Origin of the sequence: Arthrobacter sp. NPDC092385, from assembly GCF_044755105.1 — a bacterium.
GTDB lineage: Bacteria > Actinomycetota > Actinomycetes > Actinomycetales > Micrococcaceae > Arthrobacter_D.
On sequence record NZ_JBIVQL010000002.1, the window covers coordinates 357,629 to 379,725 of the forward strand.

The window sequence follows — 22,097 nt, forward strand, 5'->3', positions numbered from 1 at the left end:
CACCGCTATATGAAGGCTACCGCTTTGTGTATCAAGCAGGGTTTAGAGGGAAGACGCAAAGACCTACACTACGGCATGGGTCATGGAAAGTCCAATAGCCCCTCTCCCCCTCGTGCGTCAAGCGCGCCGCGCCTGCCGGGGAGCGAGGAGGTGTTGTTCGGATCGCGGCGCCCGCGGCCGCGCTAACCGGCCGCGCTAACCGGCCGCGGGCTCCGGCAGCGGCCCCGTGCTGGTATCGCCGCGCAGGCGCTTGACGATGAGTTCGGCGCTGATCAGGCACATCGGGATCCCGATCCCCGGGACCGTCGAGCTGCCCGCGTAGAACAGGTTCCCCACCTTGGCACTGCGGTTGGAGCCCCGGAAGAACGCGCTCTGCTTCAGGATGTGCGCCGGCCCCAGGGAGGTGCCCCGCCACGCGTTGAGGTCGTCCGCGAAGTCCTGGGGGCCGTAGCTGCGGCGCACCACGATGCGTTCGGCGAGGTCCGGGATGCCCGCCCACTCGGCGATCTGGCCGATCACCGCGTCGGCGAGTTCCTCGACGCGCGCGTCTCCCCCGCGCTCGAGGCCGCCCTTGCCGATGGTGACGTCCGCCGGGATGGGCACGAGGACGAAGACGTTCTCGTGGCCCTCGGGTGCCACGGAGCCGTCGGTCGCGCTGGGACGGCAGACGTAGAGCGACGCCGGTGAGGGCACGGAGGTCTCCTTGCCGAAGATACGCCCGAAGTTGTCCCGCCAGTCGGTGGTGAACAGCAGGGTGTGGTGCTCGAGCTGCGGCAGTGCGCCCTTCACCCCCAGGTACAGCAGCAGGGCGCTCGGCCCGGGGACGCGCTTCTGCCAGTACTTCTCCGGGTAGGTCTGCAGCGCACCCGGCAGCAGGGTGGTCTCGGTGTGGTGCAGGTCCGCGGCGGAGACGACGATGTCGGCGTCCACCGACGTCGTCGTCCCACCCGAGCGGTAGGTGACGGCCCGCACCGTCGCCGCCCGGCGATCGAGGGGCGAGCGTCCGGGCGTCCGTGCCTCCGTGTCGATCGAGACGACGTCGGCCCCGGTGCGGATCTCGACGCCCGCAGCGGTCGCCACGCGCTCCATGGCCTCGATGAGGGTCGTGAAGCCGCCCATGGGGTAGAGCACGCCGTCGTCGAGGTCGAGGTGGCTCATCAGGTGGTACATGCTCGGGGCCTCGAAGGGAGAGCTGCCCAGGAACACGGCCGGGTAGCCGAGGATCTGCTGGATGCGCGGATCCTTGAAGCGCTTCTCCACGAAGGACTGCAGCGGCTCCAGGAGGAGCGAGCCGATCCTCGGGAGGCGCCGAAGGACGTCCGGGCGGAAGAACGGCAGGAAGGACTGGAAGGTCGAGTAGAGGAAGCGCTTCTTGGCGATCTCGTAGGCGTCCTCGGCGGAGTCGAGATACTTCGAGAGCTGGTCCCCGGCGCCGGCCTCGAGCGATTCGAAGAGTTTGGTCACGGCCTCGCGGTCCGCGGGCACGTCGACGGTGTCGAACCCCTCCTCGAAGACCACGCGGTAGCCGGGATCGAGCTTCACGAGCTCGAGCTGCTCGGCGGCGCTCGTCCCCATCAGCCTGAAGAAATGGTCGATCACCTCGGGCATCAGGTACCAGGAGGGGCCCGTGTCGAAGCGAAAACCGTCCTGTTCCCAGGAGCCGGCACGGCCACCGACCTGGCCACGCTTCTCCAGCAGGGTGACGCGGTGTCCTTCCTTCGCCAGCAGGGCCGCGGTCGCGAGACCGCCGATCCCGCCTCCGATCACGACGACGTTCCTGGCGCCCACCCGTGCGCGCTCACTCTGGCCTGCGGTCATGCCGTCCTCTCCTGCGCGGCGAGTTCCGGTACCGCGCGACCGGTGAAGGCTTTCGCCAGGATGCGGAACTTGACCGGGTTCGGAACCCGGATCCGGGCCCGGAGGAGCTCCTCGGCCGGTGTGCTCCGCAGCCGCACGGCGAGTTCGGTGAAGAGTCCCTGCGCCAGTGCGACGGCGCGGCGCGGCGTCGGCGGCAGGCCCGGGAGCGAGGCGGCCGAGATCCTCAGGTCCTCGTCGATGTCGTCCAGCAGCCGGATCTTGTCCGCCTCGGTGAAGCTCCCCGGCCGGACGCCGGGGAAGTAGCTGCGGCCCAGGGTGGAGAAGTCCTCGGCGAGGTCACGCAGGAAATTGATCTTCTGGAAGGCTGCGCCCAGGTGGCGTGCGCCGTCCACGAGGACGGCGTCTTCCTCCGCCGTCACCGGCCTGCCCACCAGGAAGGCCCGCAGGCACATGAGGCCGACGACCTCCGCGGACCCGTAGACGTACCGGTCGAAGGACTCCTGCGTGTGCTCGCTCTGCGTGATGTCCGCGCGCATGGAGGCGAAGAACGGCCGCGTGAGATCGGTGTCGATGCCGGTGGTCCGCGCCGTGACCGCGAACGCGTGCACCACGAGATTGGTGCTGTAGCCCGTGGCCATCGCCGCCTCCGTCTCGCGCTCGAGGTCGTCCAGCATCCGCTCCACCCCGGAAGCCGTGAGACCGGCCCCGGCGGCGGCCCCGTCGACCACCTCGTCCGCCACGCGCACGAGCGCGTACACCGCCTCGATGGAACTGCGCGTGGTGCGGTCGAGGATGCGCGAGGCCATCCCGAAGGACGTCGAGTAGCAGCGGATCACCTCCGCCGAGGTCTTCAGGGCTGCCGCGTTGTACCGCGCGAGCGAATCCTCCACGCCCATTCAGCGCACCCGGTCCACGACGGCGGTCACCACGGGTTCGAGGGCGGACCGCAGGGCCGTCGGCATGCCGCCGGACTCGAGGTGGGTGCGGGCCCGCGACGCGTACTCCGCCGCCAGGTCCGCGGAGTAGTCCCTGGCTCCGCTGTCCACCAGGATGCGCCGGACGTAGTCCGCGTCCGCGGCGGACATGCCGGGACTCCCGACGAGTGACGAGATCCTGTCCCATTCCGGGCGCGCGGCGACGTAGGACATCAGGGCCGTGCGCTTGCCTTCGCGGAGGTCCCCCCAGTTCGTCTTGCCCGTCCGCGTCTCGTTGCCGAAGACACCCAGCAGGTCGTCGGCGATCTGGTAGGCGATACCGGCGTCGCGCCCGAAGTCGCCGAGCCGGTCGATCACCTCCTCCTCCGCTCCCGCGAGGACGGCGCCGGCCTGCAGGGGCCCTTCGAAGGAGTAGACGGAGGTCTTCAGCCGCGCCATGTGCACGATGTCCTCCAGCGAGGGCATGGTGGGGCTGAGCGAGGTCTCGATGTCGAGGAACTCCCCCGCTGCGGAGGCGAAAACGGCCTCGTCGAGGATCTCGCTCAGGCGGCGCCGGACGGTGGCCGGCGCCTCGACGCGCTCGAGGAGCCGGTAGGCGTTGGACAGCGCGAGGTCCCCGGCGACCACTCCTGCGGAGAAGCCGACGTGCTGCGCGCCTTCGGGTGAGGCTCCGGCGGCCTCGGCGATGCTCCGGTACCGGCCGGAGACGTTCGGGATGCCGCGCCGGACGAAGTCACGGTCGATCACGTCGTCGTGCACGATCAGGGCCGTGTGCAGCAGTTCGAAGGCCGCGCCGAGCCCGGCCGCGTTGTCGAGGTCCCTGCCACCGAGCACCTGGTATGCGGACATCACCAGGCGGGGCCGGAAGCGTTTCCCGCCGGCGGTGCACCGTTCGAGGGTCTCCCACAGCGCGTGGTAACCGGGCCCGATCTTCGCCGCGCGGATCTTGGACTCCTCGAAGAACCGGCCGAGGGCACCCTCCACCTCCTCGAGCCCGGCGGGCTCGACCAGCAGAGTGTCCATGTCCATAGGTAAAGTAAACAACGGATGAGCCGCCCTTGACGAAACATGGGAGCGGCTGCAGCCGGGCCAGCCGGACGGCCGCGGCGAGCCCCGCGCACCGAGCGGACGATCAGCGAAAAGAGAGCCACCATGGCGAGCGAAGCAGGAACCCTTCGGCCGGGCAGCGCCGACAGCAGTGGTGCGGCGCCGGAGGCCGAGGTGGTGGTGCTGCTCGCGGAGGACGGCACGCCGCTGGGCACCCAGGAGAAGGCCACCGTCCATACGCTCGACACTCCCCTCCACCTGGCCTTCTCCACCCACGTGTTCGACGGCGAGGGCCGCATCCTGGTCACGCGCCGTGCGCTCGGCAAGAAGGCCTGGCCCGGTGTCTGGACCAACTCGTTCTGCGGCCACCCCGCCCCGGGTGAGCCGTTCGAGGATGCCGTGCGGCGCCGTGCCCGCCAGGAGCTCGGGTTCACCGTCCGGGACATCACGCCCGCGCTTCCCGACTTCCGCTACCGGGCGGTGGACGCCTCCGGGATCGTCGAGAACGAGATCTGCCCCGTCTACACCGCCCTCGCGGACAGCGACGTGGCTCCCCTGCCCGAGGAGGTCATGGACTTCCGGTGGGTGGACGCCGCCGAACTCGTGCGCGCCGTCACCGCGACTCCGTGGGCGTTCAGCCCCTGGCTCACGCTCCAGCTGCCCCTGCTGTACCCGGAGGGCGCGGACGGGCCGGGCCCGCGGGGCGGCTCCTGAGTTCCCGGGTCTCGGGCGAGGGCGAGGCGCACACGCCCTAATCTGGTAGCGGCACCATTTCAACGATGAAAGAGAGTCTCGCCATGGCGACACCCACGCCAACCCCCGACGACGTCGTGATCGTCGGCGGCGCCCGCACACCCCTCGGACGCCTCAACGGACAACTCGCCTCCTTCACCGCCGTCGAACTCGGCGCGCTCGCCATCGCAGGCGCCCTCGAGCGCGCCGGTGTCGACGCCGCGACGGTCGACGCCGTCATCATGGGCCACGTGGTCCAGGCCGGCTGCGGCCAGAACCCGGCGCGGCAGTCGGCCGTGAAGGCAGGCATCCCGTGGACCGTTCCTGCCGTCACCCTGAACAAGGTCTGCCTCTCCGGACTGACGGCCGTCATCGACGCCGCCCGCCTGATCCGCAGCGGTGAGGCCCGGGTCGTGGTGGCCGGCGGCCAGGAGTCCATGACGCGGGGCCCCCATCTGCTCCCGGGTGCACGCCAGGGCTGGAACTACGGCTCCATCTCCGCCCTCGACTCGGTGGCGCACGACGGCCTCACCGACGCCTTCGACGACGAGTCGATGGGAGCCTCGACAGAGCGCGGCAACATCCGCCTCGAGATCGACCGGACGGCCCAGGACTCGGTGGCCGCTGCGTCCCACCAGCGCGCGGCGGCCGCCACCGACAGCGGCGTCCTCCTTCAGGAGATCGTCCCGGTGGCCGTCCGGCAGCGGAAGGGCGACGACGTCGTCCTCACCACCGACGAGGGCATCCGCCCGACGACGACCGTCGAGTCCCTCGCCCGGCTGCGGCCGGCGTTCCATCCGGACGGCGCGATCACGGCGGGCAACTCCTCACCGCTGTCCGACGGCGCCGCGGCACTCGTGCTCACCACGCGCGCGCACGCCGAGCAGGCCGGCCTTCCCGTGCTCGCCGCCGTGGGCAGGCCCGGCCAGGTCGCAGGACCGGACAACACCCTCCACTCCCAGCCGTCCGCCGCCATCCGGCAGGCACTCGACCGCGCCGGGTGGGACGCCACCGACCTCGACTTCATCGAGATCAACGAGGCGTTCGGATCCGTGGCCTGCCAGTCCCTCAAGGACCTCGACTATCCGCTGGAGCAGTGCAACATCCACGGAGGGGCCATCGCGCTGGGCCACCCGATCGGCGCATCGGGCGCCCGCCTGGCCCTCCACGCCGCGATGGAACTCGCCCGGCGCGGCGCGGGCAGGTCCGCCGTGAGCCTCTGCGGAGGCGGAGGCCAGGGCGAGGCCCTGCTGCTCTGGCGCTGAGCTCGATCGGGCTCCGGCCTCCAACATGAAAGAGCCCCGCTTCGAATGAAGCGGGGCTCTTTCGTCCTGCGGCGGTCCCGGCGTGAGCCGGGACGCGGAGCAGCGGGTGCTACTTGAGGGTGACGGTGGCGCCGGCGGCCTCGAGGGCCTCCTTGGCCTTCTCTGCGGCTTCCTTGGTGACACCCTCGAGGACGGCCTTGGGGGCGCTGTCGACAACGTCCTTGGCTTCCTTCAGGCCCAGCGAGGTGAGCGCGCGAACTTCCTTGATCACTGCGATCTTCTTATCGCCGGCAGCCTCGAGGACGACGTCGAACGCGGTCTGCTCCTCTTCGGCGGCGTCGCCGGCTCCGCCACCGGCGGGGCCTGCTACTGCAACTGCGGCAGCGGTGACATCGAAGGTCTCCTCGAACAGCTTTACGAAGTCCGAGAGTTCAATGATGGACAGTTCCTTGAAAGCTTCAATGAGCTCTTCGTTGGTGAGCTTCGCCATGGGAGGCGTCCTTCCTTTAGTGGTGCAGGGCACCTTCAGTGTGTGGATCGAAGTGAAACTAGTTCGCTTCGGTTGCTGCGGCTTCCTCGGCGGGAGCCTCCGCGGCAGCTTCTGCGGGAGCAGCGGCTTCCTCGGCAGCAGGAGCGTCAGCGTCGGCTGCAGGTGCAGCGCCGCTTTCTTCCTCGAGCTTGATGCGCAGCGCATCGACGGTGCGTGCCAGGGCGGACATCGGTGCCTTGAGGACACCTGCCACCCGGGCGAGCTGGAGTTCGCGCGACTCGAGGGCTGCCAGGGCAACGACCTCGGAGGCGTCGAGGGCCTTGCCCTCGAAGATTCCAGTCTTGATGACGAGCTTCGGGTTGGCTTTCGCGAAATCCGTGAGGCTCTTGGCAGCAGCGACGGCGTCACCCTTGATGAAGGCGATCGCGGTGGGTCCGGAGAGCTGGCCATCGAACGCGTCGATGCCCGCTTCCTTCGCCGCGATGCCGGTCAGGGTGTTCTTGACGACCGAGAACTTGTTGTCCGTGCCAAGTGCACGGCGCAGTTCCTTGAGCTGAGCAACGGTGAGCCCGCGGTATTCGGTCAGGACAGCGGCGGTGGAATCCTTGAAATCGGTGGTGATCTCATCCACTGCAGAAACCTTTGTTGGCGTTGCCATAACCCTCCTTCCGGGGAATGTGCGTCGGCCTTCCGGCTCCAATAAAAAACGCCCCGCGCAGATGCACGGGGCTTTGCTCGACACGGGCGTGAGCCGGTGGAGAGGAGCTTCGTTCACCTGCGTAGGCCGTCCCTCACGGGAACTTTCGGATCCTTGTCCTTCTTCCTGCCAGCACACGGGTGCGCTAGAAGAAAGTGGAGGTGGACCGACCGACGGTCTTTGGTACTCCAAGCCTACGGGACGCGCGGCGTGCCGCCAAATCGGCCCGGCGGCACCACTCGCAGCCCCGGTCCGGCCGGTGGAGCGTTAAGACGAAGAAGCCCCGCAGCACGTGCCGCGGGGCTTCTTCAGGCGCTCACCTAGACGGTGAAGACCTTGGTGACGTTCGGGTCGACGGAGATGCCGGGACCGAAGGTGGTCGAGACCGTTGCCTTCTGGATGTAGCGGCCCTTCGAAGCCGAAGGCTTCAGTCGGAGGATCTCCTCGAGTGCAGCGGCGTAGTTCTCGCCCAGCTTCTGCTCGTCGAAGGACACCTTGCCGATGATGAAGTGGAGGTTCGAGTGCTTGTCCACGCGGAAGTCGATCTTGCCACCCTTGATGTCGGTGACAGCCTTGGCGACGTCCGCCGTGACCGTGCCGGTCTTCGGGTTCGGCATCAGGTTGCGGGGGCCGAGGATCTTTCCGAGGCGTCCCACCTTGCCCATGAGGTCAGGGGTCGCGACGGCGGCGTCGAAGTCGGTCCAGCCGCCGGAGACCTTCTCGATCATGTCGTCGGAACCGACGAAGTCAGCGCCGGCCGCGATGGCCGCCTCTGCCTTCTCGCCGGTCGCGAAGACCAGGACACGGGCGGTCTTGCCGGTGCCGTGGGGAAGGTTCACGGTGCCACGGACCATCTGGTCCGCCTTGCGGGGGTCCACTCCGAGACGGAAGGACACCTCGACCGTGGCGTCGAACTTGGAAGGGTTGGTCTCCTTCGCGAGGACTACCGCTTCGAGGGGGGCGTACTGCTTGTCCGCCTCGATCTTCGCGGCAGCTCCCTTGTATGCTTTGCTGCGCTGTGCCATCTGCTTGTTCTCCTTATGCAGTCGTGGTCTGCGGACCGCGCTGGGCCCTGCCACTCACGCCGTCGTCCGCGGGGTGCGGCGTCGTCGTGCTGTGAAATTGGTGGTGTGCCCTGCCCGGCAGTGCCGGACGGAGCGACGGGGAAGGGTGTCAGCCCTCGACGGTGATACCCATGGAGCGGGCGGTGCCGGCGATGATCTTCGCGGCTGCCTGGACGTCGTTGGCGTTGAGGTCTTCCATCTTCATGGTGGCGATCTCTTCGACCTGGGCGTTGGTCAGCTTGGCGACCTTCACCGTGTGGGGCGTGCCCGATCCCTTGGCGACGCCGGCTGCCTTCTTGATCAGCTCGGCTGCCGGAGGGGTCTTGGTGATGAAGGTGAACGAGCGGTCCTCGTACACCGTGATCTCCACGGGGATGACGTTTCCGCGCTGGGATTCGGTTGCGGCGTTGTATGCCTTGCAGAATTCCATGATGTTGACACCGTGCTGGCCGAGCGCGGGACCGATGGGAGGAGCCGGGTTGGCGGCACCTGCATTGATCTGCAGCTTGATGAGTCCGGTGACCTTTTTCTTGGGGGCCATGAAAGGGTCCTTCTCTTGCATTGCGTTCCCGCGGGACAGGAGCGTCCTGCGGGGTGGTGGCCATCATGGCGTGATGGCCGAACGGCACCTCCCGGCCAAGCACGCCGGGAGGCGTCGAAGCTTTACTGGATCTTGGTGACCTGGCTGTACGAGAGCGTGACGGGGGTCTCGCGCTCGAAGATCGAGACGAGCACCACGAGCTGCTGGGACTCGTGCTTGATCTCGGAGATCGTCGCCGGGAGGGTCTCGAAGGGGCCCTCGTTCACCGTGACGGACTCGCCGACCTCGAAGTTGACCGTGGCGGGGGTGAACTGCGGCTGGACAGGCTTGCCCGACTCCGCGTCCGTGTGGACGATGGTGTGCTCGAGCATCGAGAACACCTCGTTGAGGCTCAGCGGCACCGGGTTGTGGGCGTTGCCCACGAAGCCGGTAACCCCCGGGGTGTGGCGTACGGCGCCCCAGGACTCGTCGGTGAGTTCCATGCGGACCAGCACGTAGCCGGGGATGCGCACGCGGTTGACGATCTTCCGCGTGGTGTTCTTGATCTCCACGACCTCTTCCATCGGCACCTGGATCTCGAAGATGTAATCTTCCATGTCCAGCGTCTGGATGCGGGTCTCGAGGTTCGCCTTCACGCGGTTCTCGTAACCGGCGTAGGAGTGGATGACGTACCAGTCACCCTCCTGCCGGCGGAGCTTGGCCTTGAACGCAGCGACGGGGTCCTCGGCGGGAGCCTCCTCCGCGGGAGCGTCCTCGGTGCCGGCCTCGTCGGCGTCCGAGGACGCGGCCTCGTCGACGGCGTCCGCGGCAGTGGCCTCGATGTCGGCGTCGTCGTCCGCGTCTACGGCCTCTTCGGAGTCGGCGTCCACGGCCTCTTCGGCGTCGTCCGCGAGGAGTCCGTCCTCGGCGGCGACATCGGTGTCCGCGGGGTAGTCGGCCACGTCGGAGTCGTCAGCAGGCACGTCGAGGTCGGAGGCTTCCACGTCCGCCTCCGTTCCGTACTCCTCGTTCTCCAGACCATCTTCGGGAGTGATCTGCCGTTCGAGTTCTTGCTCGGACACCTAGCCGCCTGCTTTCTGACATTCTTCGAAAGTTCTCTTGCTTGCCTGTACTCACCCGACACCACAACGAACGTGCCGGAACGTGCATTCCGCGGGACAGCGTCAGCTGTCGCCGAAGACCCACACCGCGCCGGCCCCGAACAGGAGGTCCAGGGCGGTCACGAGGAGCATCATGATGACCACGAAGACGAGGACGGTGATGGTGAACCTGACCAGTTCGCGGCGGGTGGGCGTGACGACCTTCCCCAGTTCCGCGAAGACCTGGCGGATGAACAGCATGATGCGTCCGAAGAACCCGCGCTCGGGGGCCTTCTTCTCGGAGGGGCTTCCCTTGGAGCTGCTCGCAGCCGTATCGGTCACCGTCAACCTCATCAATCTGTGTGGTGTTCCCAGCCGGACCACCAGTGGCGCCCCCAGCTGATCATGTTTACCGCCGCGCGGGGCCTGTGCCTGCGCCGGGGCTTCGTGATCTGTTTCTGCCGGGCCTTCGCCGTTGTCCGGCGAAGGCCACGCGCAGGGCAGACAGGACTCGAACCTGCAACCTGCGGTTTTGGAGACCGCTGCGCTACCAATTGCGCCACTACCCTTTGGTTTTGAACCGGTACAGCTTCCACTCCGGACGGCCCTGCGAGGGCACGAACCATCATGGTGTTTCAACACCGAGGAACAAGTCTACGCAATACCCGCCGGAACGTCGAACCGGACGGACCGGGCCCCGGCTCGCGGCTTACGCCGCGCGGTGCGTGACAGCGCCGCCGCCCTCCGAATCGGCTTCGGGCAGGTGCCACCACCTAAGCTGGAAACCGACAGAAGACCCTCACGGAACGGGACCCGATGAACGCGACGACCGACGACTCCATCCGCGCAGCCCTTCCCCGGATCTCCCGGCGGATCGGCTCGATCGCGGAGTCCGCGACGCTGGCCGTCGATGCCAAGGCGAAGGCACTCAAGGCTGCGGGCCGGCCGGTCATCGGCTTCGGCGCGGGCGAGCCGGACTTCCCGACGCCGGACTACATCGTCGAGGCGGCTATCGCCGCGGCACGGCAGCCCCGGTTCCACCGCTACTCCCCCGCCGGGGGCCTGCCGGAACTGAAGCAGGCGATCGCCGAGAAGACCCTGCGTGATTCCGGCTACGCGGTGGACCCGGCACAGGTGCTCGTGACGAACGGCGGCAAGCAGGCCGTCTACGAGTCCTTCGCCTCCCTCCTCGATCCGGGGGACGAGGTGCTGGTGCCGACACCGTTCTGGACCACCTACCCCGAGGCCATCAGGCTCGCGGGCGGCGTACCCGTCGAGGTGTTCGCGGGCCCGGAGCAGGGCTACCTCGTGACCCTGGACCAGCTCGAGGCGGCACTGACGCCGCGCACCAAGGTGCTGCTGTTCGTCTCGCCCTCCAACCCCACCGGGGCGGTGTACGGCGCCGATGCCGTGCGCGAGATCGGCGAATGGGCCGCTGCCCGAGGCCTCTGGGTCGTCACCGACGAGATCTACGAGCACCTGACGTACGACGGCGTCCCCTTCACGTCGATCGCGACGGCAGCCCCGTCGCTCGGCGACAAGGTGGTCATCCTCAACGGCGTCGCGAAGACCTATGCCATGACCGGCTGGCGCGTGGGGTGGATGGTCGGACCGAAGGACCTGGTCAAGGCCGCCACGAACCTCCAGTCGCACGCGACGTCGAACGTCTCGAACGTTCCGCAGATGGCGGCCCTGGCGGCCGTCTCGGGGCCGCTGACGGCCGTGGACGAGATGAAGGTGGCGTTCGACCGCCGCCGTCGTGCCATGGTCTCCGCGCTCAACGGGATCGAGGGCGTCGAGTGCCCCACGCCCCACGGGGCGTTCTACGCCTACGCGGACGTACGTGCCCTGCTCGGCCGCAGCTTCGACGGCGCCACCCCGGCGACGTCGGCCGAACTCGCCGCGCTGATCCTCGAGAAGGTCGAGGTGGCCGTCGTCCCCGGTGAGGCGTTCGGCCCCAGCGGCTACCTGCGCCTGTCCTACGCCTTGGGCGACGAGGACCTGGCCACCGGCGTGGGCCGCCTGCAGGAGTTCCTGGGCTCCGCACGCTAGCTGCGTTCCCGCGGGCCGGGCAGGACCCGACTCCCCGGCTGCGGCGCCCGCAACACGGGCAGGACAGGCAGGACGGCTCAGAGCAGCTTGCGCTCCGTGGCCCAGCGCGTGAGTTCGTGGCGCGAGGAGAGCTGCAGTTTCCGGAGCACGGCGGACACGTGCGTCTCGATGGTCTTCACCGAGATGAACAGTTCCTTCGCCGTCTCCTTGTAGCTGTAGCCCCGCGCGATGAGCCTCATGACCTCCAGTTCGCGTGCCGACAGGCGGTCCAGTTCGTCGTCGACCGCGACGGAGGCGGTTCCGAACGCGTCCAGCACGAATCCGGCGAGCCGCGGGGAGAACACGGCGTCACCGGAGGCGATGCGCTGCACCGCGTCGGTGATCTCGGGGCCGGAGATGGTCTTCGTGACATAGCCCCGTGCGCCCGCCCGGATCACGGCGACGACGTCCTCGGCGGAGTCGGAGACGCTCAACGCCAGGAACCGGGACGTCGTCCCGCGCTTCGCGCAGCGGTGGATGACCTCCGCCCCACCGCCGCCGCGGCCACCCGGCAGGTGCACGTCGAGCAGGACGACGTCGGGCCCGGTAGCGCTGATGACGGCCTCCGCCTCCTCGACCGTCGCCGCTTCGCCGAGGACGCGGATCACGGGCCCGAGCGCTGCCCGGAGACCGGAGCGGAAGATGCCGTGGTCGTCGACGATGACCACGGACACGGTTCCGGGCTCCGTTCGCTCCGTAGGTACGTTCTCGCTGTCCACGTATCTTCCTTTCGCCGGCCGGCCTGTGCTTCATCCGGTGCTGTCGTCCTGCGGCTGTGCGCTCCCGCCAGCCTAGGCGTCGCGTGCGGCGGGCACGGGCAGCCGCAGCCGAACCTCGGTCCCGTCCGCGTCGCTGCGCAGTTCCGAGGACCCGCCGTGGCGCAGCATCCTGCTGTGGATGGATTCGCGGATGCCGGCCCGATCGGTCGGGACGGCGGCCGGATCGAACCCGCCACCCCTGTCCCGGACGAACACCTCCACGGCGTCGGGCCCGGCCTCGAGGTACACGGACACGGCCACCCCCGCGTGCTTCGCCGCATTCAGCATCGCCTCCCTCGCTGCCTGCGCCAGGGCGTCCTCCGCCGGCCCCAGGACGGCATCCCCGACGGCGACGACGGAGACCGGATGCCCGTACAGGTCCTCGATCTCCCCCGCCATCAGGCGCAGGCGCTCGGCGAGGCTGCCGGGATCACGCGCGGGGTCGGCGAACAGCCACTGGCGCAGTTCGCGCTCCTGCGCCCGGGCCAGGCGCAGCACGTCCGTCTCGGAGTCCGCCCGGTTCTGGATGAGGGCGAGCGTCTGCAGGACCGAATCGTGCAGGTGCGCCGCGATCTCCGCGCGCTCCGTCTCCCGCACGCGGGCCGCCCGCTCGGCCTCGAGGTCGCGCCAGAACTTCAGCCCCCAAGGCGCGAGCACCAGGACGACGCCGGCCAGGACGGCGAGGACGGCGACGAGGGTCGCCATGGTCAGCGTCCAGGAGCCGCTGCTGGAGAGCGCCACCAGGACGCCAGCGACGACGAGCACGATGCCCGCGAGGAGGCGGAGTGTCCCGCCTGCCCGCCCGGCACCGGCGCTGTCCATGACCCTCGCCCGCCGCACGTCGTCGAGCTGGGACCAGGCGAGCGCCGCGCCCGTCAGCACGACGGCGATCGGGATGAGGAAGCCCCAGTTGATGTGGACCCCGAGCAGCTGCACCACGAGCACGGCCGCCGCGAGCAGCAGCACCGAGCCGAAGAGGACCTCCCGCCGCCCGGCCCGCATGGCGCGCTCGCGCCAGGCGTCCGGATCGACCGGTCCTGCCGTCCGCGGGCCGGTGGGATCGCGGAGGACCCGCGTGGTCCGGACCGCACCGCCGTCCGGCGGGGCGGCGTCGAGCGGTGGCCCCGTGCCGACGTCCTGCATGAACGCCGCGGGGCCCGTCTGCCGGCCTGCCTGGGCCGCCCTGTCTGCCGCCGTGGGGACGAAGATCCAGAGCCACGCATACAGCAGGACGCCCGCGCCGGAGGCCAGGGTCAGCACGGCCATGCCGATGCGGACCCAGGCGGGCTTGATGCCGAGGTGCACGGCGAGTCCCGCACAGACCCCGGCGATCACGCCGTCGGATCTGCGCAGCAGCGGGGGTCTCATGCCCTCAGCAAAGCACGCGGCCGGGGGCTCGGCGGCGCTCCCCGAGCAGAATCAGGGAGCTCTCAGGGTTCAATCAGGGTAGGCCCCGATAGCCTGCCCCGCGGGCCGGCGGAAGGATGGAGGCATGACATCAGCACCAACACCAGGCGGGCCGTCCTGGCAGCATGAACCGGCCGCACCTCATCAGGCGGGAGGTCCCGCCTCGTCGTCGTTCTTCCGCTGGGTCCGCGGCCTCGACATCACCAGGGCACCCGATCGCTGGGTGGGCGGGGTCGCCGGCGGTGTCGCACACCGCACGGGCCTCGACCTGGCCCTCGTGCGCGGACTGATCGTGGTCCTGGCGGTCTTCGGGGGCATCGGCGTGCTGCTCTACGGGCTCGCCTGGGCGCTGCTTCCCGAGCCCGACGGACGGATCCACGTCGAGCAGGCCGGTCGCGGCTCGTGGACCTCCGGCCTGACCGGGGCGGCAGCCCTCGTGGCGATCGGCCTGTGGCGCCCGAACCTGCCCCTCCTGGGCGACGGCGGGGGCGGTGCCGGCCTCCTCTGGGCACTGTTCTGGATCGGCGCCGTCGTCCTCTTCGTCTACTGGATCGTGAACCGATCCGCCGGCCAGGCGCGCCCCGGCGGCCCTGCCGGCGGCCCCGAGGGCTTCGGCGGCCCCGGCGGCGGATCCACGCCCCCGTTCGGGCCTGCACCGTCCGTGCCCGCCACGCCACCCGCACCTCCCGTGCCGGGCGGACCGGGTTCCACCGGCCCCGTCGACGGGCCCGTCGGCGGACTTGACGGGCACGCCGGACCCACCGACGGGCACGACGACGGGAACGACGACGGGCACGACGCACCCGCGTCGGGTCGTGGAGCGGACCAGACCTCCGGTCCGGCTGCCGGTCCGGCAGCCAGTACGGCAGCCAGTACGGCGACCGGTTCGACAGCCAGTGCGGCGTCCGGTCCGGCAGCCGGTACGGCAACCGGCACGGACGGGTACGACGACGATGACGGAGACGATGACGGACGGGGCGCGGGCCTGCTGCACGAGTCCACGCACCGCACGGTTCCCCTGCCGTACCAGGCCGCCCCCCTGACCGAGCCCTACCCGCTGCCCTACCGGCCGGGCCAGGACACCTGGTCCGGTTATCCGTCCGCCTACTCCGAGCCGTCGTTGACGGGACCGGCGTTTCCCGGCCGGGCGGCGAGCGCGACCAAGGCACGAGCGGAGCGCCCCGCCCGGCCTTCCGGGTCCGTGACGGCGCTCCTCATCGGCGGGGCGGTCGTCGTGGCGGCGGTCCTCCTCGTCCTCGACTACGCGGCGGTCCTCGACCTCGCAAACCCTGCCGTCGTCGCGCTGGCGTCGGCCGCGATCGTCCTCGCCCTCGGCATCGTGGCACTCGGGGCCCGGGGCCGCACGTCCGGCCTCGTCGGCTTCACGGCGGCCCTGGCGACCCTCGGGGCACTCGGGGCGTCCTTCACGGTCGTCGGTGGAGCGTGGATCGTGGCACAGGACACGAGGACGACGCCGGCCTCGCTCGGTGCGGCATCCGGCGGGTACAGCGTGCTGGCAGCACAGACCACCATCGACCTCACCGATCTGCCCGCACCGGCACGGGATGTGGTGGTGCCGGTGAATTCCCTGGCCAGCGATGTCACGGTGATCGTGCCGGCGGACGTGCCCGTCGAGGTGCGGACCCGCATGGCGCTGGGCGACGCGGACGCGCGTGGTGCCGCCACCGGCGCCGACGGCCCGCCTCCCGTCTTCCAGAGCGACGACGGGCTCCTGCAGGTGAGCAACGGCGACCTGAATCCCGAGGCGACCGGGGCGGCGCTCATCCTGGACGTGCGGGGAGCCCTGAGCGACGTCTCGATCATCACGGAAGCCGACACCGACGGCTCCTTCACCCCCCGGACCAGTACCTCCACCCCGACAGGAGACATCCCATGAGTACCTCGATAGCCGCACGGAGGCGCAGGACGCGCGTCGTCACCGTCGTCTGGGGAGCCGGGATCCTCGCGGTCGCCGTCCTGATCCTCCTCGGCCAGTTCTTCGCCCTGTCGATCGATCCGGTGGTGGTCGCCCTCGGACTGCTCGTCGGCGTCGGGCTGTCGCTGATCGCGGGCGGCATCCTCTCGCTCCGCAGCCGGCCCTCGTCGGAGGAGCAGGACGACGCCCGCGACACGACGGCATACTGAGCTCCACCACCTCCCGAACCGAAAGGCACACCATGCAGTCCTTTTACCGGATCCTTCGCTCATCCCCCATCAAGCGTGCTCCCGGGGGAATCCTCGGCGGTATCGCCTCGGGCATCGCCGCACAGTACGGCTGGCGCGTCGGCTACGTCCGCATCGCGATGCTCCTCAGCTTCCTCCTCCCGTTCATCGGCCTGCCCCTCTACGCGGTGCTGTGGCTCCTGCTGCCCACGACCGATGGCAGCATCGCCCTGGAGAAGCTCCTCACCGGCCGCTAGGCCATCGGCACGTTCCGGAGGGGCATCCGCGCAGGGCCGGCGGGTGCCCCTTCCTGCTGGGCGACCTGCAAGGATGGATCCCGTGCCGAAGACCCCCGCTGTCCGCAGCTTCCCCCGCCTGCTCGTCGCGTCCTGCGTATTCCTCTTCATCTCCGGCTACTTCGTGGTGCGGTTCCCCGACGTCGAGGGTGCGAGCTATGCGTCCTACGGCTTCAACCTGCTGATCGCGCTGCCGGCGTTCATCGCACTCGTGCGCCAGTTCGGCGCCGCACGGGGAGCCGCGGCCCTCGTGGCCGTGTCCGTCTTCGGCTACCTGATCGAAGGCTTCGGTGTTGCCACGGGAGTGCCCTACGGCGAGTTCTACTACGGGGAACCCCTCGGCCCCACGATCCTCGGCCTCGTGCCCTACCTGCTGCCGCTCTCCTACGTGCCCCTGGTCATCGGGGCGGTGGCGGTGGTGTCGGGAACAGGGACCGCGCTGCGCAGGATCGTCCTCGGAGGACTGCTGCTCGTCGTGATCGACGGCGTCCTGGATCCGGGGGCCGTCGCACTCGGCTTCTGGATCTGGCCCGGTGGCGGACCCTACTACGGGGTGCCGCTCTCCAACTACGGGGGCTGGCTGATCTCCGGGCTGATCGCCTCGGCACTCGTGACGTGGATCGGCGGACGGCGGCTCACCCACGAGGCACTGCGCCCCGGCCTGCTCGACAGCCTGCTCGTCTCGATGTTCCTGTGGCTGGGTGTCTGCGTCTTCTCGGGCCTCGTGTTCCCCGCGGTGCTCGCCGCCGCGCTGATCGTCCTGCTGGTCCGTCGTCGCCTGCAGCTCACCCGGGCCGCGAACGCGTTCCCGGAGACCAGCGGGACGAGGGATGCCGCACCGCGGCACTGATCAGGAGACGGGGCCCAGGCGGGCCAGCAGCTTCTGCGAGGACATCATCGCTCCCCCGAGGACGGCGGGCAGGCCGCCGCCGGGATGCACCGAGGCGCCCACGCGCCACAGCCACGGCCGCAGCGGGTCGGAGTAGGGCGGCACGTGGAACGGGCCGCTCAGCCAGGCGGGGTGCACTGCCCCGTAGAGGGCGCCGCCGGCGGAGCCGCGCTCGCCGAAGTAGCCGGGGTCGAGGATCTCGTACGTCTCGAAGTACTCCTCGATGGGCTCCGGCAGCCCCAGCACGCGCGTCGTCCGGTCCAGCTCACGCCGCACGAACGGATCGTCGAGCGAGTAGCTCTTCCCATTGGCGGGCGCGGTGAGGAGCAGTGCGAGGCTTGCGGACGCATTCGGGTAGACGCCGTGCGCCGGGTAGTAGTTGGCGAACGCCATGGTCTGCCCGGGCTCGTCGCCGGCCTCGAGACTCGCGTACAGGGCGGCGGGATCGTCCGGCATGATCACGCCGTGCCGTGCCGTGCCGTCCGGGAGCGGGCGGGCCAGGACGGCGTAGATCCCGACGGCGGAGCAGGTGAGCTTGCGCGGGGTGCGCGGAGCCTGTCCGGCGAGGAGGCCGGCGAGGCGGTGGGCATCGAGGCCGCTCACGACGGCGTCGGCCGGGTAGGTGCCGGCGGAGGTGACCACGCGCCGTCGTCCGATGCGCTGCGCGGGCTCGCCCGTGCGGATCTCCACGCCGGCATCGAGCGCCAGCCGTTCCAGGGCCAGCACCAGCTCGTAGACGCCGCCCTCGGGGATCCACGCGCCGTCGTGGGCCATGATCGCGGGCATGCTCGCGTACAGCGCCGGCGTGCGGGTGGGGCTGACGCCCGCGTTCAGCGTGTGGATCGCGATGACCTCGCGCAACCCCTCCGGGAGCCAGTGCAGGCTGTCGAGGTAGCTGCGGGTGGTGAGCCTCCGCCCGTACAGGCCGCCCAGCCTGGCCAGCGCGGGATAGGCCGCCTTCTCCAGCGGACCCGTGGTGAGCAGTCGCGAGACGTCCGGGCCGAGGACGCCGTGCTCGGCCGCGAAGCGCTCCCAGGCCTCGTGCCAGGGGTGGCCCACGGGCACGGGCAGCGCGCACTCCTCGCCCCGGTAGTAGTAGGTGCCGACCTCCGGCAGCCGTTCGAGCCGCAGGTCCGCCGTCTCCGCGGCTGGGACGGACCCGGGGCGCCCGACGGCGTCGAGCAGGTGCAGGAGTTCCTGCCACACGGACGGGAAGGTGAAGAGCGACGGACCGGTGTCCACGCGCTGCCCCGCGAGTTCGAGACGGCGGCTCTTGCCCCCGACGCTCGACGAGGCCTCCAGCAGCGTGACGCCGTGCCCCGCGCGCGCGAGGACGGCAGCTGCCGTGAGGCCGCCGATCCCGCCCCCGACCACGACGACGCGGCTCATCGGTGGAGGCCCAGGGTCAGGGCGACGACGAGCTGCACCCCCGCGACCGTGCCCGCCACGTAGGGGAACGCGATGGAGTACCGGTACAGCCGGTGGCCCGTCTCGGGCCGCGGATCCCGGTACAGCCCCAGCAGGAGCCAGCCCGCGATCAGGGCGTTCACCGCGGCGACCGGGATGTTCACGAGGGCGAAGCACGCCGTCGCCACCGCCCACCACGCGCCGCTCCACGCGACGACACCGCGGGCACCGAGGCGGACCGCCGTCGTCGTGATGCCCACCGCCCTGTCCTCGTCGATGTCCTGGACGGCGTCGTAGGTGTGCTTGGCCGCGCTCCAGGCCATGAGGCCGATCGCAGCGGCCCAGACCGGCTCACCACCCAGCGCGTAGGGCATGAAGACGAGCGGGAAGGCGTAGGCCGCGTTGCTGATCGAATCGAGGTACGGGCGGGCCTTGAACCGGAGCGGCGGAGCCGAGTAGAAGACGAAGACCAGCGCGTAGAGCGCGATCCAGGCGAGGGCGGCAGGGGGAAGCGTGGCCGCGAACCAGGCGAGGAACGGCACATTGGTGACGAGGACGGAGATCCAGATGGCGCGGACCTCGGAGGACCTGATCCGGGCACCCTCGAGTGATCCCTTGCGGGGATTGAGGGCGTCGGTGTCCTGGTCGAAGATGTCGTTGACGCCGTAGATGAGCAGGTTGAACGGCAGCGTCAGCCACAGCAGGAGCGCGAGCGCCTCCGGCTGCCAGAACGTGCCGGTGAGCCACATACCGACGACGCCGGTGCCGACCGTGTTGATCCAGAGGACCGGCCGGGAGATGGAGACCATGCGCAGCGCCGCTGGCGCAAAACCTGCCTGGGGCACTGCTGGTGTCCTCCTCGGACGGCGAGGCGCGCGATCCGCGGGATTCGGGCCCGCCCTGCGCCGGATGGTCCCAGCCTACGGCGTGCTCAGGGGCCGCGGGTTCCCCGCCCGGCGGGGACGGGGAACGCAGTCCGGTGCCGCCACCGGTGTGTGTCTAGAATCATAGGCGGGCCCGACGGCGTGCTCCTGATGCACCACCCACCCATCGTCAAAGGAACCCCACCCCACATGAAGATCGGAATCCTCACCAGCGGCGGCGATTGCCCCGGGCTGAATGCCGTCATCCGCGGCGCGGTGCTCAAGGGCATCAAGGTGCACGAGCAGGAGTTCGTCGGATTCCGTGACGGCTGGCGCGGCGTCGTCGAGGGCGACATCATCGACCTCCCCCGCCACGCGGTGCGCGGGATCTCCAAGCAGGGCGGCACCATCCTCGGGACCTCGCGCACCAATCCCTTCGAGGGCAACGGCGGAGCCGAAGCCATCAAGGCGAACATGCAGCGCCTCGGCATCGACGCGATCATCGCGATCGGCGGCGAGGGGACGCTGGCCGCGGCGAAGCGACTCACGGACCTGGGCCTCAAGATCGTGGGCGTGCCCAAGACGGTCGACAACGACCTCGACGCCACCGACTACACCTTCGGCTTCGACACCGCCGTGCAGATCGCCACCGAGGCCATCGACCGGCTGCGCACCACGGGCGAGTCCCACAGCCGGTGCATGATCGCGGAGGTCATGGGCCGGCATGTGGGCTGGATCGCCCTGCACGCCGGCATGGCCTCCGGCGCCCACGCCATCCTGATCCCCGAGCAGCAGACGAGCATCGAGCAGATCGCCGAGTGGGTCTCCACGGCCAACGCCCGCGGGCGTGCGCCCCTCGTCGTCGTCGCGGAGGGCTTCGTCCCCTCCCACATGGACCAGGCGCACTCCGAGCGCGGCCTCGACACCTTCGGCCGCCCCCGGCTCGGTGGCATCGCGGACCAGCTCGCACCGGAACTCGAGGCGCGGACGGGCATCGAGACGCGCGCCACGATCCTCGGCCACATCCAGCGCGGCGGCGTCCCGACGTCCTTCGACCGCGTCCTCGCCACCCGCCTCGGCATGGCGGCGGTGGACTCCGTGAAGGACGAACTGTGGGGCACCATGGTCTCCCTCAACGGCACGGAGATCGCCCACGTGGGCTTCGAGGCGGCGCTCGGCAACCTCAAGCGGGTTCCGCAGCACCGCTACGACGAAGCCGCCATCCTCTTCGGCTGAGCCCGTGGACCTCGACCCGGGAACGGTCTCGATCATCCAGCTCGCCTGGTCACGGCTCCTCGGACTCCACGACGGCGCGCTCGGTGACGGCGGCAGCGACCGCCTGTACAGCATCGACGACGACGCCCCGGTGCTGACCTTCGTGACGCTCTTCGGGCGGGAGGTCCTCAGCGGACCGGGCTGGGCCGTCCAGGCCGGGCGCAGCCTCTCGGGCCTGGACCTGCGCAGCCACTCGACGCTGCTCGCCCTCAGCCGTGACCACGGAGGCCGGGGGCTCGGGGAGGCGCAGCTGTATTTCTGCGACACCCTGCCGCAGTTCGAGGGACCGGCCGCCGTCGTCTCCAGCGAGGCCGGGCTCGTCCGTGCCCTCGAGCGCCGGTGCCCACCCGACGACGTCGCCGAGGCGGACCTCGGCGGTGTGGAACACCCCTTCGTCCTGGTGGACGAGACGGACGCCCCGGAGGCGGCGCAGCCGACCCCCCTGGCCGGCGCCGGCTACGACATCTGGGAGGGGATCCTGGCGCACCTCGCCGTGATCACGCCGCCCGATGAGCGGCGGAAGGGCTATGCCGGGCGCATCGCCGCCGTCGCGGTGGAGGAAGCCATGGCCGCGGGACTCGTGCCGCAGTGGCGGGCACGAACGGACAGCACGGCATCCCAGCGCACGGCCCGCCGCGCCGGATTCGCGTTCGCGGGGACGCAGACGTCGGTACTCCTGGAGACCTGAGAGCACCGGCGACGCGTGGCCTGCAGGGTCGGCGCTACGCACCGAGCCCGAAGACGCCCGGCACGGGATGGAGCGGTAGCTCGCCGGCCGCTTCCGCGAAGGCTCCGAGCGCCGCGCCCAGTGCCGCGCGTTCCGGGGCGGGCATGAGGCGCATGATGTCGAGGATGATCGAGCGGCGGCGTGCCATGGTGCGGTCGACGAGGCTCTCCCCCTTGCCGGTCAGTGCCAGTTGCTGGAAGCGCCGGTCATCCGGATGCGTCGTCTTCCCGATGAAGTCCGCTCTGACGAGGCGGTCGCAGATGCGGGTCGCGTTCGACGCATGGACCCCCAGGTCCTCCGCGATCAGGCCGGGAGTGCGCGGCCCCTTCGTCGAGATCAGGACCAGGACCCTCCACTGCAGCGGCGTCATGGCGTCCTCGATCTCGACCATCGATCTCGCCGCCACCGCGATCAGGGCGCGGGAGGCCCCCATGACCGCGTCCACCTCGGGGTCGGGAATCCATTCGTCGTCCATCGCACCCAGTATTGCGCTGCGCCGCCGCCACCGGCAAAGCCGGCGGACCCCCCGGGTCGTCCGGGCCGGCCCGTCCTT

Annotated in this window: 23 protein-coding genes and 1 tRNA gene; 9 read left to right on the forward strand and 15 right to left on the reverse strand. The window is 70.1% G+C overall.

Features of this window, described 5'->3' with window-relative positions; translation table 11 throughout:
* Positions 1-195: 195 nt before the first annotated feature.
* From crtI to ACIQCY_RS04825, 3 genes are read right to left on the reverse strand one after another with little or no spacing between them, the layout of a single operon-like run.
* Positions 196-1,818: a phytoene desaturase family protein gene (gene crtI / locus ACIQCY_RS04815; RefSeq protein ID WP_400482739.1), complete on the reverse strand. Its 1,623-nt coding sequence runs from the start codon at positions 1,816-1,818 to the stop codon at positions 196-198.
* Entirely contained in the window at positions 1,815-2,714 is a 900-nt protein-coding gene (locus ACIQCY_RS04820) for a phytoene/squalene synthase family protein (RefSeq protein ID WP_400482740.1), read from the reverse strand. Before ACIQCY_RS04820 ends, crtI begins: the two co-directional genes overlap by 4 nt.
* Complete coding sequence (locus ACIQCY_RS04825; protein ID WP_400482741.1) at positions 2,715-3,776, reverse strand: polyprenyl synthetase family protein; 1,062 nt, start codon at positions 3,774-3,776, stop codon at positions 2,715-2,717.
* A 129-nt stretch (positions 3,777-3,905) separates the two neighbouring features.
* On the opposite strand from ACIQCY_RS04825, the gene idi reads away from it, so the two are divergent.
* On the forward strand, positions 3,906-4,514 hold the full coding sequence (gene idi, locus ACIQCY_RS04830; protein ID WP_400482742.1) for an isopentenyl-diphosphate Delta-isomerase: 609 nt from the start codon (positions 3,906-3,908) through the stop codon (positions 4,512-4,514).
* An 83-nt stretch (positions 4,515-4,597) separates the two neighbouring features.
* Positions 4,598-5,797 (forward strand): acetyl-CoA C-acetyltransferase, encoded by a 1,200-nt coding sequence (locus ACIQCY_RS04835; protein WP_400482743.1) that lies wholly within the window; start codon positions 4,598-4,600, stop codon positions 5,795-5,797.
* Between the two features lie 109 nt (positions 5,798-5,906).
* Here the strand turns inward: ACIQCY_RS04835 and rplL are convergent, their stop codons facing one another.
* The 7 genes from rplL to ACIQCY_RS04870 all read right to left on the reverse strand — a co-directional run bounded on the left by rplL (position 5,907) and on the right by ACIQCY_RS04870 (position 10,237).
* Complete coding sequence (gene rplL / locus ACIQCY_RS04840) at positions 5,907-6,287, reverse strand: 50S ribosomal protein L7/L12 (protein WP_400482744.1); 381 nt, start codon at positions 6,285-6,287, stop codon at positions 5,907-5,909.
* A gap of 58 nt (positions 6,288-6,345) precedes the next feature.
* The gene (rplJ, locus tag ACIQCY_RS04845; protein ID WP_400482745.1) at positions 6,346-6,945 is read right to left on the reverse strand and encodes a 50S ribosomal protein L10; all 600 of its coding nucleotides are present in this window, start codon (positions 6,943-6,945) and stop codon (positions 6,346-6,348) included.
* Between the two features lie 359 nt (positions 6,946-7,304).
* Positions 7,305-8,009 (reverse strand): 50S ribosomal protein L1, encoded by a 705-nt coding sequence (gene rplA / locus ACIQCY_RS04850; RefSeq protein WP_400482746.1) that lies wholly within the window; start codon positions 8,007-8,009, stop codon positions 7,305-7,307.
* A gap of 148 nt (positions 8,010-8,157) precedes the next feature.
* The gene (gene rplK, locus ACIQCY_RS04855) at positions 8,158-8,589 is read right to left on the reverse strand and encodes a 50S ribosomal protein L11 (protein ID WP_087030133.1); all 432 of its coding nucleotides are present in this window, start codon (positions 8,587-8,589) and stop codon (positions 8,158-8,160) included.
* Between the two features lie 122 nt (positions 8,590-8,711).
* Entirely contained in the window at positions 8,712-9,650 is a 939-nt protein-coding gene (gene nusG / locus ACIQCY_RS04860) for a transcription termination/antitermination protein NusG (protein WP_400482747.1), read from the reverse strand.
* A gap of 102 nt (positions 9,651-9,752) precedes the next feature.
* Positions 9,753-10,010 (reverse strand): preprotein translocase subunit SecE, encoded by a 258-nt coding sequence (gene secE / locus ACIQCY_RS04865; RefSeq protein WP_400482748.1) that lies wholly within the window; start codon positions 10,008-10,010, stop codon positions 9,753-9,755.
* A 154-nt stretch (positions 10,011-10,164) separates the two neighbouring features.
* Positions 10,165-10,237, reverse strand: a tRNA-Trp gene (locus ACIQCY_RS04870).
* 247 nt (positions 10,238-10,484) lie between these two features.
* On the opposite strand from ACIQCY_RS04870, the gene ACIQCY_RS04875 reads away from it, so the two are divergent.
* Positions 10,485-11,720: a pyridoxal phosphate-dependent aminotransferase gene (locus ACIQCY_RS04875; protein ID WP_400482749.1), complete on the forward strand. Its 1,236-nt coding sequence runs from the start codon at positions 10,485-10,487 to the stop codon at positions 11,718-11,720.
* Between the two features lie 77 nt (positions 11,721-11,797).
* On the opposite strand, the gene ACIQCY_RS04880 is transcribed toward ACIQCY_RS04875, so the two are convergent.
* Together ACIQCY_RS04880 and ACIQCY_RS04885 are read right to left on the reverse strand one after the other, a co-directional pair.
* On the reverse strand, positions 11,798-12,478 hold the full coding sequence (locus ACIQCY_RS04880) for a LuxR C-terminal-related transcriptional regulator (protein WP_400482750.1): 681 nt from the start codon (positions 12,476-12,478) through the stop codon (positions 11,798-11,800).
* Between the two features lie 72 nt (positions 12,479-12,550).
* On the reverse strand, positions 12,551-13,885 hold the full coding sequence (locus ACIQCY_RS04885; RefSeq protein ID WP_400482751.1) for a PspC domain-containing protein: 1,335 nt from the start codon (positions 13,883-13,885) through the stop codon (positions 12,551-12,553).
* 124 nt (positions 13,886-14,009) lie between these two features.
* Between ACIQCY_RS04885 and ACIQCY_RS04890 the strand changes: the two genes are divergently transcribed.
* The 4 genes from ACIQCY_RS04890 to ACIQCY_RS04905 all read left to right on the forward strand — a co-directional run bounded on the left by ACIQCY_RS04890 (position 14,010) and on the right by ACIQCY_RS04905 (position 17,233).
* Positions 14,010-15,821, forward strand: coding sequence for a PspC domain-containing protein (locus ACIQCY_RS04890; protein ID WP_400482752.1), 1,812 nt, complete (start codon positions 14,010-14,012; stop codon positions 15,819-15,821).
* A complete protein-coding gene (locus tag ACIQCY_RS04895; RefSeq protein WP_400482753.1) occupies positions 15,818-16,069 on the forward strand; it encodes a hypothetical protein in 252 nt (83 codons plus the stop codon). The genes ACIQCY_RS04890 and ACIQCY_RS04895 overlap by 4 nt, the downstream gene beginning before the upstream one ends.
* A gap of 32 nt (positions 16,070-16,101) precedes the next feature.
* Positions 16,102-16,344: a PspC domain-containing protein gene (locus ACIQCY_RS04900; protein WP_400482754.1), complete on the forward strand. Its 243-nt coding sequence runs from the start codon at positions 16,102-16,104 to the stop codon at positions 16,342-16,344.
* 82 nt (positions 16,345-16,426) lie between these two features.
* Complete coding sequence (locus ACIQCY_RS04905) at positions 16,427-17,233, forward strand: carotenoid biosynthesis protein (protein ID WP_400482755.1); 807 nt, start codon at positions 16,427-16,429, stop codon at positions 17,231-17,233.
* Here ACIQCY_RS04905 and ACIQCY_RS04910 read toward each other — a convergent pair whose 3' ends face one another.
* Positions 17,234-18,661 carry a phytoene desaturase family protein gene (locus ACIQCY_RS04910; RefSeq protein ID WP_400482756.1) on the reverse strand — a complete coding sequence of 476 codons (1,428 nt, stop codon included), beginning with the start codon at positions 18,659-18,661 and terminating at the stop codon, positions 17,234-17,236.
* A complete protein-coding gene (locus ACIQCY_RS04915; protein WP_400482757.1) occupies positions 18,658-19,524 on the reverse strand; it encodes a UbiA family prenyltransferase in 867 nt (288 codons plus the stop codon). The genes ACIQCY_RS04910 and ACIQCY_RS04915 overlap by 4 nt, the downstream gene beginning before the upstream one ends.
* 228 nt (positions 19,525-19,752) lie before the next feature.
* On the opposite strand from ACIQCY_RS04915, the gene ACIQCY_RS04920 reads away from it, so the two are divergent.
* Together ACIQCY_RS04920 and ACIQCY_RS04925 are read left to right on the forward strand one after the other, a co-directional pair.
* Positions 19,753-20,778 carry a 6-phosphofructokinase gene (locus tag ACIQCY_RS04920; protein ID WP_400482758.1) on the forward strand — a complete coding sequence of 342 codons (1,026 nt, stop codon included), beginning with the start codon at positions 19,753-19,755 and terminating at the stop codon, positions 20,776-20,778.
* Positions 20,779-20,782: 4 nt separating this feature from the next.
* Positions 20,783-21,505, forward strand: a complete 723-nt coding sequence (locus ACIQCY_RS04925) for a GNAT family N-acetyltransferase (protein WP_400482759.1) — start codon at positions 20,783-20,785, stop codon at positions 21,503-21,505.
* A gap of 34 nt (positions 21,506-21,539) precedes the next feature.
* On the opposite strand, the gene ACIQCY_RS04930 is transcribed toward ACIQCY_RS04925, so the two are convergent.
* Entirely contained in the window at positions 21,540-22,019 is a 480-nt protein-coding gene (locus ACIQCY_RS04930; RefSeq protein ID WP_400482760.1) for a MarR family winged helix-turn-helix transcriptional regulator, read from the reverse strand.
* Positions 22,020-22,097 lie beyond the last annotated feature (78 nt).

What these genes read in the sequence shown, in the direction of transcription:
- ACIQCY_RS04890 (WP_400482752.1), top strand. Translation starts at nt 14,010, where the DNA reads ATGACATCAGCACCAACACCAGGCGGGCCGTCCTGGCAGCATGAACCG.
- ACIQCY_RS04930 (WP_400482760.1), bottom strand. Translation starts at nt 22,019, where the DNA reads ATGGACGACGAATGGATTCCCGACCCCGAGGTGGACGCGGTCATGGGG.
- rplK (WP_087030133.1), bottom strand. Translation starts at nt 8,589, where the DNA reads ATGGCCCCCAAGAAAAAGGTCACCGGACTCATCAAGCTGCAGATCAAT.
- ACIQCY_RS04825 (WP_400482741.1), bottom strand. Translation starts at nt 3,776, where the DNA reads ATGGACACTCTGCTGGTCGAGCCCGCCGGGCTCGAGGAGGTGGAGGGT.
- ACIQCY_RS04820 (WP_400482740.1), bottom strand. Translation starts at nt 2,714, where the DNA reads ATGGGCGTGGAGGATTCGCTCGCGCGGTACAACGCGGCAGCCCTGAAG.
- rplL (WP_400482744.1), bottom strand. Translation starts at nt 6,287, where the DNA reads ATGGCGAAGCTCACCAACGAAGAGCTCATTGAAGCTTTCAAGGAACTG.
- ACIQCY_RS04900 (WP_400482754.1), top strand. Translation starts at nt 16,102, where the DNA reads ATGCAGTCCTTTTACCGGATCCTTCGCTCATCCCCCATCAAGCGTGCT.
- ACIQCY_RS04885 (WP_400482751.1), bottom strand. Translation starts at nt 13,885, where the DNA reads ATGAGACCCCCGCTGCTGCGCAGATCCGACGGCGTGATCGCCGGGGTC.
- ACIQCY_RS04895 (WP_400482753.1), top strand. Translation starts at nt 15,818, where the DNA reads ATGAGTACCTCGATAGCCGCACGGAGGCGCAGGACGCGCGTCGTCACC.
- idi (WP_400482742.1), top strand. Translation starts at nt 3,906, where the DNA reads ATGGCGAGCGAAGCAGGAACCCTTCGGCCGGGCAGCGCCGACAGCAGT.
- ACIQCY_RS04835 (WP_400482743.1), top strand. Translation starts at nt 4,598, where the DNA reads ATGGCGACACCCACGCCAACCCCCGACGACGTCGTGATCGTCGGCGGC.
- ACIQCY_RS04910 (WP_400482756.1), bottom strand. Translation starts at nt 18,661, where the DNA reads ATGAGCCGCGTCGTCGTGGTCGGGGGCGGGATCGGCGGCCTCACGGCA.
- ACIQCY_RS04875 (WP_400482749.1), top strand. Translation starts at nt 10,485, where the DNA reads ATGAACGCGACGACCGACGACTCCATCCGCGCAGCCCTTCCCCGGATC.
- rplA (WP_400482746.1), bottom strand. Translation starts at nt 8,009, where the DNA reads ATGGCACAGCGCAGCAAAGCATACAAGGGAGCTGCCGCGAAGATCGAG.
- ACIQCY_RS04920 (WP_400482758.1), top strand. Translation starts at nt 19,753, where the DNA reads ATGAAGATCGGAATCCTCACCAGCGGCGGCGATTGCCCCGGGCTGAAT.
- rplJ (WP_400482745.1), bottom strand. Translation starts at nt 6,945, where the DNA reads ATGGCAACGCCAACAAAGGTTTCTGCAGTGGATGAGATCACCACCGAT.
- crtI (WP_400482739.1), bottom strand. Translation starts at nt 1,818, where the DNA reads ATGACCGCAGGCCAGAGTGAGCGCGCACGGGTGGGCGCCAGGAACGTC.